The organism is Caballeronia sp. M23-90, from assembly GCF_053574605.1.
This window is the reverse complement of sequence record NZ_JBSIPA010000207.1, coordinates 1-10,837: the sequence shown is the minus strand read 5'-3', so window position 1 is coordinate 10,837 and position 10,837 is coordinate 1. Positions and strand designations below refer to the sequence as shown.

General features: G+C 60.1%; 8 protein-coding genes. 1 reads left to right on the top strand and 7 read right to left on the bottom strand.

Annotation, left to right across the window (positions count from 1 at the left end; all coding sequences use genetic code 11):
• The 6 genes from ACRXB1_RS19865 to ACRXB1_RS19840 all read right to left on the bottom strand — a co-directional run.
• A partial coding sequence (locus tag ACRXB1_RS19865; RefSeq protein WP_449492962.1) for a hypothetical protein occupies positions 1–949 on the bottom strand: 949 nt, incomplete at its 3' end.
• 3 nt (positions 950–952) lie between these two features.
• Positions 953–2,872 (bottom strand): (Fe-S)-binding protein, encoded by a 1,920-nt coding sequence (locus ACRXB1_RS19860; protein ID WP_449492961.1) that lies wholly within the window; start codon positions 2,870–2,872, stop codon positions 953–955.
• Positions 2,873–2,874: 2 nt separating this feature from the next.
• The gene (locus ACRXB1_RS19855; RefSeq protein WP_449492960.1) at positions 2,875–4,938 is read right to left on the bottom strand and encodes an oxidoreductase; all 2,064 of its coding nucleotides are present in this window, start codon (positions 4,936–4,938) and stop codon (positions 2,875–2,877) included.
• A gap of 48 nt (positions 4,939–4,986) precedes the next feature.
• Complete coding sequence (locus ACRXB1_RS19850) at positions 4,987–5,523, bottom strand: DUF5943 domain-containing protein (RefSeq protein ID WP_449492959.1); 537 nt, start codon at positions 5,521–5,523, stop codon at positions 4,987–4,989.
• A gap of 27 nt (positions 5,524–5,550) precedes the next feature.
• Entirely contained in the window at positions 5,551–6,522 is a 972-nt protein-coding gene (locus tag ACRXB1_RS19845; RefSeq protein WP_075358225.1) for a dipeptidase, read from the bottom strand.
• 27 nt (positions 6,523–6,549) lie between these two features.
• Positions 6,550–7,839 (bottom strand): serine hydroxymethyltransferase, encoded by a 1,290-nt coding sequence (locus ACRXB1_RS19840; protein WP_062171970.1) that lies wholly within the window; start codon positions 7,837–7,839, stop codon positions 6,550–6,552.
• Positions 7,840–8,255: 416 nt separating this feature from the next.
• Here ACRXB1_RS19840 and ACRXB1_RS19835 point away from each other — a divergent pair, with 416 nt between their 5' ends.
• On the top strand, positions 8,256–9,266 hold the full coding sequence (locus ACRXB1_RS19835) for a GlxA family transcriptional regulator (protein WP_449492958.1): 1,011 nt from the start codon (positions 8,256–8,258) through the stop codon (positions 9,264–9,266).
• 44 nt (positions 9,267–9,310) lie between these two features.
• Here ACRXB1_RS19835 and fdhA read toward each other — a convergent pair whose 3' ends face one another.
• Positions 9,311–10,510, bottom strand: a complete 1,200-nt coding sequence (gene fdhA / locus ACRXB1_RS19830; protein WP_062003571.1) for a formaldehyde dehydrogenase, glutathione-independent — start codon at positions 10,508–10,510, stop codon at positions 9,311–9,313.
• Between the last annotated feature and the right edge of the window lie 327 nt (positions 10,511–10,837).

Below are 10,837 nucleotides of genomic sequence, written 5' to 3'. Positions count from 1 at the left end.
AGTCCGCCTCCTCCAGCGCAACCTGCGCGGCGTCGATTTCCTCGATGCCGAGGTCCTTGTACGGGCTTGCTGTTTTCAAACTCGCCGTGGCGAATTGTTCAGCCGCAACCTGCTCGCCCGCGCCGACCGTGCTCGCCAGCCGCTCGAACGCGGGAACATCGGTAACGCCGTTGCCTGCCGAAACGATAAAGTCCGCCTCCTCCAGCGCAACCTGCGCGGCGTCGATTTCCTCGATGCCGAGGTCCTTGTACGGGCTTGCTGTTTTCAAACTCGCCGTGGCGAATTGTTCAGCCGCAACCTGCTCGCCCGCGCCGACGAAAGGCAAACGGACATCGACCGCATTCGGTGCGAGCAGGATCACGTCGGGCAATGCACGCACTGCATAAGCCTTGCGCACTTGCGTGTGAACCGAGACGTGCGTGGCGTCGATTTCGACGACTTGCGTCGCGACCGATGCCTTGGCTTGCGCCGCGTATCGACGGCCGAGGTCGCCGTCACCGGCGGCGTTATCAGGCAAAAAGATATGCAATGGCGAATACGCCGCAACACACGCAGCGAGCGCGTCCAGCGCGGCATCGGGCGTGAACGCGCGCCGGTCGAACGCAGGCATTGCGATAACCTTGTCCGCGCCGAGCGCGGCTGCATCGTCCTTCAATTCGCCAAAGACCAGCAGCACCACTTGCGTGGCCGCGTCCGCAAGCAACGCGGCGGCGGCAAGCGTCTGGCGCGCGTGGTCATCGAGCGAACCGCGATCGCTATGCGCCGCCACGAGCAGCGAACGAAGCGCCGCAGAAGTCATGCGCTGCGGTTTAACCTGTTCGCGATGGCCGCCGAGCGCCACAAGGTCAGCGTCGCCTGCTGCGCCGACAACACCCAGGGTAATGCGCTTGAGACCTTCAGCCGTGACAGAGAACGGCCGGCGCGGATCGATTCGTTTGATTGTATGCATTGCTTACTCCAGCGCCGCTGCAACGAGTTCGGCCACGTCGAGCACTTCGGGACGCGCACCCACCACCCCTTCGAGCATCGCCGTGCAGTTCGGGCAGCCGACCGCGACGATCTCCGCGTTGATCGCGCGAGCGTCGTTGATCCGGATATCGGGAATGCGCTGCTTGCCGGGAATGTCCGTGAGAGGAGCGCCCCCGCCCCCGCCGCAGCATCGGCCGCGCATGCCATTGCGTTCCATCTCGACCACCTCGATGCCGATGGTCCGGAGCAACGTGCGCGGCGCTTCCGTTTCACCGTTATAGCGGCCGAGATAGCACGGGTCGTGATACGTGACGGTCTTGCCCGTCGCGAGCGCGCTTTCCACCGAGGGTTTCAGCTTGCCGCTCGCCACGAGTTCCGCGATCAGCGCAGTATGATGCTGAACCTCATACAAGCCACCAAGCGCGCGATATTCGTTACGCAAGCTATGCATGACGTGGGGATCGGCGGTGACGATTTTTCCGAATGAATACTGCGAGAGCGTTGCGATCAGTTGCGTAGCGAGCTGCTGGAATGTGGCTTCATCGCCGAGACGACGGGCAGTGTCGCCGGTATCCGTTTCCATGCCGCCAAGCACGGCGTAATCCACGCCGGCCTTGTTCAACACCTTGACCAATGCACGCAGCGAGCGCTGGTAGCGCATGTCGAACGCGCCTTCGCCTGCGATCAGCAACACGTCAACCGGACGGCCGGGTTGCGCAACCTGGACTTGCAGATCGACCGCCCAGTCATAACGCGCGCCAATGTCGAAGCCATTCGCGCTGCCCGTCTCGCGCAGGTTCGCGAGCGTCTCCGGACCCTTGCCCGGCACGATGCCTTCGACCAGCGTCTGGTTGCGCCGCATATCGACGATAGCGTCCACGTGCTCGATCAACATCGGGCATTCCTGCACGCACGCACGGCATGTGGTGCAGGACCAGATGGTGTCCGCTTCGATCATTGTGGAGATCAGCGGTTTCGACGGCGCGCCGGAGTGCTTGCCGAGCGGAATTCCGGGCGTGGGGCTGCCCGCATACGCCGCGTCCGTTCCACCGACCATGCCCGTCACGAGATCCTGGATCAGCTTCTTTGGATTCAACGGCTGGCCTGCCGCAAAGGCGGGACACGCCGCCTCGCATTTACCGCATTGCACGCACGCATCGAAACTGAGCAGTTGGTTCCAGCGGAACTCGACCGGCCTGGATACGCCATATTCATTTGCATCGAGCACGGGCATCTTGAGGGCGGTCGGCGGGACCAGGTCATGCTCATGGCTGCGGCCGGTGAAACGTTCCTGGCGTGGATGAAACGCGAGATGCAACAAGCCTGCGAGCGCGTGTTTCATCGGACCGCCGCGTGCGGCGCCGAAAGTCATGGTGAACGCGCCGGCTGCAATCAGCAGCGCAACGATGATCGCCAGCGCACCTGACATGGCCGATGCAGGCAACATGATGAACAGCGCAAGCCCGAGCGCAAACGAGCCCAGCAACAGCGGCAGGCTGTCCCACGGACCACGCGACAAACGCGCCGGGACCGCTTTCGCGCCATGCCTGCGACGCCATACGAACACCGCGCCCACGAGCATGATCAACGCAGCCAGGAAGATCAGCTTGTCGATCCATGGCGAATATATCGCCAGCCCGTAGTTGATGAACACGAGCCCCATTGCAGCGATGGCGCCACCCGCCGTCGCCACGTGCGTCTTGGCAATATACGGATCACGCGCGACCACGTGGTGCAGATCGACGAAATAGCGCTTTGGAATGGAAAGCAGATTGCCCCAGCCGTATGCACCCGCGGCCGTTGCGCGCCCTTCACGCCAGTACGATGCGCGTTTGAACAATGCGAATGCCAGACCCGCCACCGACAACCACAACAACGCGGTAATGACAAACACCGGGCTCATTATCAGAAGTCCTTGACAAGGCGCAGCGCGTCGTAGATCGCGCCGTGGATGTTGTGCATGGAGATGCAATCGCCAACGCGGAACAGCAGGAAACGGCCATTGCCGAGTTCTTCGCTCAACGACGGTTGCGGCTCGGACGCAAAGAGCTTGTGGACATCGACCTGCCCGCGATTGAGCGACTCGGGCTTGAGCTTCCAGTAGAGGTCATCGTTTGGCGTGATGCCATTTTCGATCACGACCTGATCGACCGCGCGCTCTTCCTGCTCTTCGGTGTATTCGTTGCGGATCACGGCGATCTTCTTGCCGTCTTCCTCATAGACTTTATCGAGCCAGTAGTTCGGCGTGGAGATCACACCTTGCGCATAGAGCCGCCGATAAAAAATCGGGAACGTCGTGCCGCCAACGTCATCCGAGACCTTGACGTCGGGCGTGACGATCTCGACATTCGCGCCACGGCTCGCAATGAAATCCGCCACGCCCGCACCTGCGTGCATGCTGACGCCGTCATACACCAGCACGTTCTTGCCCGGTTCGACCTTGCCCGAAAGAATGTCCCAGGAACTCACGGCAAGCCCTTCTTCGACGCCCCACGCCGGAACCTGTTGCGTGAAAGACGAACCGCCCGTTGCCAGCACGATGATGTCCGGCTTCTCAGCCATGATCATCTTTTCGTCAGCCGCGACACCCAGGCGGCGGTCCACGCCAAGGCGCTTCGTTTCCATATCGAACCAGCGGACGATGCCGGCCATCTGCTCACGTTGCGGCGCCTTCGCGGCCAGCATGATCTGCCCGCCGACATAGTCGTTCTTCTCGAACAGCACCACATCATGGCCACGCGATTTCGCAACGCGTGCCGCTTCCAGTCCGGCAGGACCCGCGCCGACGACAACCACCTTGCGCTTTGGCCCGCGCGACTTTTCAATTACATGCGGCATGGTCGATTCACGCGATGTCGCCGCGTTTTGCACGCACAGCACATCGAGCCCGTTGTACTGGCGGTCGATGCAATAGTTCGCGCCCACGCATTGCTTGATCTCGTCCTCGCGGCCATCGCGAATCTTGATGACCATATGCGGATCAGCGATCTGCGCACGCGTCATGCCGACCAGATCGATCATGCCGGATTCGAGCAGGCGCTCAGCCTGGCCCGCATCGCGAATACTTTGCGCGTGCATGACCGGTACGTTCACGACCGACTTGATCCCGGCTGCAAGATGCACGAACGGCTCGGGCGGCAAGGCCATCGGCGGCATGCAGTTCGCAAGCGTGTTGTGCGTATCGGCGCCCGATCCAATCACACCGATGTAATCGATAAGACCCGACTCGGACATCGACTGAGCGATCTCTTTCAGCTGCGTGTGATCGAGTCCGTCTTCGTGAAATTCGTCGCCGCACATGCGCAGGCCGACGCAGAAATCCGGACCCACGGCTTCACGCACGGCCATGAGCACTTCGTTACCAAAACGAAGGCGGTTCTCGAGCGAGCCGCCCCATTCATCGGTACGAAAATTCGTGCGTGGGCTCCAGAACTGATCGATCAGGTGCTGGTGTGCAGCCGAGATTTCAACGCCGTCCATACCGGCGTCCTGGATGCGTTTTGCAGCGGCTGCAAAATCCGAAATGATGCGCTTGATTTCTTCGACTTCAATGATCTTTGCGTTACCGCGATGCACCGGCTCGCGCACGCCCGAAGGCGACATCAGGTGAGGCCAATGCTCGCCGTGATAAGCGGTGCGGCGGCCCATGTGCGTTGCCTGGATCATAATCTTCGCGCCGTGCCTGTGCATGGCTTCGGCAAGACGCGCAAGCGGATCGATGATCTGGTCGGTCGCCAGATTCACCGACTTCCACCAGCCTTGCGGACTGTCCACGGACACCGGGCTCGACCCGCCGCAAACCGCCAATCCCACACCACCCTTCGCCTTCTCTTCGTAATAACGGATATATCTGTCACCCGGCAAACCGCCCGGTTCCGCATAGACCTCCGCGTGCGCGGTGCTGACAATGCGATTGCGCAGAGTCAGCTTGTTCAGCGTGAGAGGCTTGAAAAGGTTGGGGTAACGCATTGCGGTCGACCTCGGATTTATCTATGTACTGTGCGGCTCGTCACGCGTTCATGCGGCCAGCGGCGTCACTTCGAAAACGCAGTGCGGATAGCCTTCCGCAGCACATTGCGTTTCGACGGAGAAGGACTTCGGACCCCTCTTCGCGCCTTCCGGCGCGGTATCGTTGACCCAGTCCATCGCGCCCGAAAACCATCCGGCGAACATGTAGCAAAGCTTGCCTTCCTTGCCCGGCTGCGCAAGCACGAACGAAGAGTTGTGCAAGTGCACGGTTGCAGTAGATTCAGCCGGGTCGCTCTTGACGATGGAAAACAAACCCCAGCCGCGCTGCGACAAACGCTTCAGATAATGTTCGAACACCGCCATGCCGCTGATACCGTGCTGCTTCGCTTCCTTGTCACACCAGTGGTACGCCGACTTGTGGCCCGCCGAGTACAGGCTCTTTGCATACACTTCGCGTCCCAACGCTTCTTCGACAGCCACATGGTTGTTCGTAAAGAAATGACGCGGCACGTACAACATGGGCAGTGAGTCGGTTGTCCAGACGCCGGTTTCCGGATCGACGTCGATAGGCAATTGCGGTTGCATTGTGTTTTCTTCCTAAGGATGAGGGCTTTAGACGTTCCAGACGCTGTCGAACACGCGAACCCAGTTCTCGCCCATGACCTTCTTGATGCGCGACTCGCTCCAGCCCGCGCGTTCCATCGCGGCGGTCAAATTCGGAAACTCGCCAATCGTTCGGATGCCCTCCGGATTCACGACCTTGCCGAAGTTCGTCAGTTGGCGATAACGACCCTTGTCATGCGTAATCCAGTCGAAGAATTCCGTGCTATAGCCTTGCGTGAAGTCCGTGCCGATACCGACGTTGTCTTCGCCAATCAGGTCGACCACGTATTCAATCGCTTCGAGATAATCCTCGACGGTTGCATCCGGGCCGCGCTTGAGGAACGGCGCGAACATCGTCACGCCGACAAAACCGCCGGCGTCGACGATTTCCTTGAGCTGTTCGTCGGTCTTGTTGCGCGGATGTTCCTTCAGGCCCGAAGGGCAGCAGTGCGAATAGCAGACCGGCTTCGTGGATGCAGCGATCGCTTCCGAAGACGTCTTGCCGCCCACGTGCGAAAGGTCGACCATGATGCCGACGCGATTCATCTCCTGGATCACTTCGCGGCCGAACCCGGAAAGACCGCCGTCGCGCTCATAACATCCTGTACCAACCAGGTTCTGCGTGTTGTAGCAAAGCTGCACGACGTTCACGCCGAGCTGCTTGAACGTTTCGATATAACCGAGGTTGTCCTCGAACGCATGCGCGTTCTGGAAACCGAAGATGATGCCCGTCTTGTTCTCCTGCTTGGCGCGGCGGATGTCGTCGGTGGTGCGCACGAGCGTGAGAATGTCGCTGTGTTCGCGCATCATCTGGCGCATCTCGGCGATGTTGTCCACGGTCTTCTGGAAGCTCTCCCAGACCGACACGGTGCAATTCACTGCGGTCACGCCGCCCTTTCTCATGTCCTCGAACACAGAAGGCTCGAACTTCGAAATATTCAGCCCGTCGATGATGATGCTGGTGTCGTGCAGTGTGCTCATCTCATGCTCCAGAATGGGAGGACGTAATCAATAAATGGGGAAGCGTTCGCACAGCGCGAAGATCTCGCGGCGCACGCGGTGTTCTGTGTCGGCATGGCCTTCCGGATGGTCGCGCAGCGCGTCGAACACCTCCACGATCAGGCGGCCAATATCGCGGAATTCGGCCACGCCAAAACCGCGCGTGGTGCCGGCCGGCGTACCGAGGCGCACGCCCGAAGTAACGGTGGGCTTTTCCGGATCGAACGGGATGCCGTTCTTGTTGCAGGTGATACCGGCGCGTTCCAACGCATGCTCGACCTGATTGCCCTTTAATCCCTTCGGACGCAGGTCGACGAGCAGCAAGTGGTTATCCGTGCCGCCCGTGACGAGATCCACGCCACCGGCCTTGAGCACTTCGCCCAGCGCCCTGGCATTCGCCAGCACATTGTCGATATACGTCTTGAACGAAGGCTGCAGCGCCTCGCCGAAGGCAACGGCCTTGCCGGCGATCACATGCATGAGCGGGCCGCCCTGGAGGCCGGGGAAAACCGCGGAATTGATCTTCTTGGCGATGTCTTCGTCGTTGGTCAGCACAAAGCCGCCACGCGGACCGCGCAAGGTCTTGTGCGTGGTAGATGTCACCACGTGCGCATGCTCGACCGGATTCTGATGACGCCCCGCTGCGATCACGCCGGCGATGTGCGCCATGTCGACCATGAGCTTCGAGCCGGCCTTGTCGGCAATGGCACGCAAGCGCGCGAAGTCAAGTTCGCGGGGGTAGGCCGAGAAACCTGCGATCAGCAACGTCGGCTTGTGCTGCATCGCAAGTTCTTCGATCTGCTCGTAATCGATCAACATGGTCTCGCGATTCACGCCGTACTGCACCGCGTTGAACCACTTGCCGGACATGGCTGGCTTGGCGCCATGTGTCAGGTGGCCTCCTGCATCGAGCGACATGCCGAGCACCGTGTCGCCAGGCTTGGTCAGCGCCAGCATCACCGCGCCGTTGGCCTGTGCGCCCGAGTGCGGTTGCACGTTCGCGAACTGCGCGTTGAAGATCTGCTTCACGCGATCAATGGCAAGCGTTTCGATTTCATCGACGAATTCGCAACCGCCGTAATAACGCTTGCCCGGGTACCCTTCCGCGTATTTGTTCGTCAGCACCGAACCCTGCGCCTCGAGCACCGCACGCGACACGATGTTTTCCGACGCGATCAATTCGATTTGCGATTGCTGGCGCTCCAGTTCCTTGAGGATCGCGCTGCGCACGGATGCATCGCGAGTCGCAAGCGGTTCGTCAAAGAAAGGCGCGGCGGGGCGGGTCGTGGAATTTGCCATTGAAGCATCCGTGGGTTCGGGGACAAGTCGTATTTTGGAAAGTGAATTCGTCATGCCGAAGCGTTTGAAACCCCTTCCTGATGCGTCTATTCTTGACTTTCGCTGAATCCGCCAATTTATGAATTTAGACGTGTTCTTGGCCTTTTCCGACATGAGCGTCCGTTTTACACAAGTCGCAACGGACGCTTTGAGTTAAGCGTTCGGTTGCTGCACTGCGGCGGACAGTTCGCGCTCTCGTGCGGTGCGCGGCGTGCGCCCTATCCCCGTCCCGGTGCGCTGCCTAGCACTTACATTTGCGTAAGCTTCAATGCCAATAGGGTTTAGCCTGATGGCATGCTAGTTGCAAACATCTACAAAATGTCCATAGTCGTGCCCCACGACACAGCAACCCAAAGATTCGAAGGAATCATTCCTCCATGTCCCCCGATCGCACCGCGTCGCTCGCGCACTTTGCGTTCATGCCGTTACCAAACTTCACGATGATCGCGTTCACCAACGCTATCGAAGTGCTGCGCATGGCGAACTATCTGACGGGGCAAAAGCTTTATACGTGGTCCATCGTGAGCCCGGAAGGCGGCCCCGTGGCGGCAAGCAACGGTCTTTCTGTCGATACCGGCCCGGTCGATTGCGTAGGGCAACCGGATATCGTGTTCGTGGTGGGCGGTATCGACGTACAGCGTGAAACCACCGCGGCCCATCTCGCTGCGCTGCGCCGCTTCGCGCGTCTCGGCAGCGCGCTGGGGAGCCTTTGCACCGGAACGTATGCACTCGCACGCGCGGGTCTGCTCGCCGGTTACGCATGCGCGATCCATTGGGAAAACATGTCGGCGCTTAAAGAAGAATTCCCCGACACACGATTTCTCAAGGAGCTTTTTGTTATCGACCGGGATCGTGTGACGTGTACCGGCGGCGTCGCGCCGCTCGACATGATGCTGAACCTGATCGCCACGCGTGTGGGATCTGCGAAGGTCACGCAGATCGCGGAACAGTTCATCGTGGAGCATGTTCGCGATACCAGCGCGCAGCAGCGCATGCCGCTCGTCGCGCGCCTCGGGTCGGCCAACAAGTCGCTGTTCGAAGTGATCTCGCTGATGGAAAACAACATTGAAGAGCCGTTATCGCGAGAAGAACTCGCGCGGCTCGCGGGGATGTCACAGCGGCAATTGCAGCGGTTATTTCGTGAACATCTCGGCATGACGCCGACGCACTACTACCTGACATTGCGGCTGCGCCGCGCGCGCGAACTGTTGCTGCAGACCGATATGTCGATCATGCACATCACGATGGCTTGCGGATTCCAGTCGGCATGCCATTTCAGCAAGAGTTATCGCGATGCATTCGGAACAGCGCCCACTCGCGAACGCCGCCGCCAGTTGCCACCGCTCGCCGTCGTTCCTTCGATGGCGATTGTCCAGAGCGCCGCTTAAGGCCTTATTTAAAGCCTCCTAACGACGCCCTTGGAGCACGAGCCTCAAGCGGCTTTCAGCAACCCGTGCGGATCGATTACGAACTTGCGCGGCGCACCCCCATCGAATTGCCGATACCCATCCGGTGCCTGATCGAGCGTCACCACCGACACGTTCACGATATCCGCGATCGGCAAGCGGTCCCACAAGATCGCCTGCATCAGGTTCTGGTTGTACTTCATGACAGGCGTCTGCCCCGTGAAAAACGAATGCGATTTGGCCCAGCCCAAACCGAAGCGAATGCTTAATGCACCCTTCTTCGCGGCTGCATCGGCGGCGCCCGGATCGTCGGTGACATAAAGGCCCGGAATGCCGATCGCCCCGGCCACGCGTGTGATTTCCATCAGCGAGTTCAGCACCGTTGCTGGCGCTTCTTCCTGGTGTCCGCTGCTGCCGGTGCCATGCGCTTCGAAGCCGACGCAATCGACGGCGCAATCCACTTCGGGCGTGCCGAGGATCGCCGCGATCTGCTCGCTGAGCGTTGCATCCTTCGATAGATCCACCGTCTCGAATCCGACCTTGCGTGCATGCGCCAACCGCTCTTCGTTCATGTCGCCGACAATCGTGACAGCGGCGCCGAGCAGACGCGCCGACGCCGCGGCAGCCATCCCCACAGGTCCGGCGCCTGCGATATAAACCGTCGAGCCAGGTTTCACGCCCGCCATCACTGCGCCGTGATACCCCGTCGGCAGGATGTCAGATAGACACGTGAGGTCGCGAATCTTGGACATTGCCTGCTCGCGATCCGGAAACTTCAGCAGATTGAAATCGGCGTAAGGGACCATGACGTATTCCGCCTGCCCTCCGATCCAGCCGCCCATATCGACGTAACCATAAGCGCCGCCTGCACGCGATGGATTAACGTTCAGGCATACGCCGGTGTTCTGCGCCTTGCAGGTCGGGCATCGTCCGCATGCCACGTTGAATGGCACGGAAACCAGATCGCCGATCTTGAGCGTCTCGACATCGCGCCCGACTTCAATCACTTCGCCCGTGATCTCGTGACCGAGCACCAGTCCGACTTGCGCGGTCGTGCGGCCTCGCACCATATGCTGGTCGGAGCCGCAAATGTTCGTGGTGACGACTTTGAGAATCACGCCATGGCCGATTTGCCGGCCGCCCGGGTCAACCATTTTCGGATAGTCGATGGACTGCACTTCCACCTTGCCCTGCCCTAAATACACAACGCCGCGATTGTTGCTCATTGCCTTGTCTCCTTTCTCTCGTGGACGATCCGCACGGCTGACAACGCCGTGCACCGTCTCAGGAGCGTAGTCCCGTCCCGCATGGGGCATGCGCCTCCAACGCGACACGGGTTTGGCCGAAACCGACACGACGGTTTTTTATTGATTGACCGTTCAATATAAAATACCTAGGATTCAGGTCACGCATCTGGCAACCGTTTTAGCAGGCTGGTGAAATACCTCGTGTGGCCGTCATCCGGGGCGTGGGCGTAAACGTTGAACTGATGTCATCAATGAGAACGAGATGGAACAGATGCGCGGACCGGATGGCTTTACCGAATCTATGTT

Bases quoted from the DNA above. Each gene is read 5' to 3' on its own strand.
- ACRXB1_RS19860 (WP_449492961.1), bottom strand. From the start codon at position 2,872: ATGAGCCCGGTGTTTGTCATTACCGCGTTGTTGTGGTTGTCGGTGGCG.
- ACRXB1_RS19855 (WP_449492960.1), bottom strand. From the start codon at position 4,938: ATGCGTTACCCCAACCTTTTCAAGCCTCTCACGCTGAACAAGCTGACT.
- ACRXB1_RS19850 (WP_449492959.1), bottom strand. From the start codon at position 5,523: ATGCAACCGCAATTGCCTATCGACGTCGATCCGGAAACCGGCGTCTGG.
- ACRXB1_RS19845 (WP_075358225.1), bottom strand. From the start codon at position 6,522: ATGAGCACACTGCACGACACCAGCATCATCATCGACGGGCTGAATATT.
- ACRXB1_RS19840 (WP_062171970.1), bottom strand. From the start codon at position 7,839: ATGGCAAATTCCACGACCCGCCCCGCCGCGCCTTTCTTTGACGAACCG.
- ACRXB1_RS19835 (WP_449492958.1), top strand. From the start codon at position 8,256: ATGTCCCCCGATCGCACCGCGTCGCTCGCGCACTTTGCGTTCATGCCG.
- fdhA (WP_062003571.1), bottom strand. From the start codon at position 10,510: ATGAGCAACAATCGCGGCGTTGTGTATTTAGGGCAGGGCAAGGTGGAA.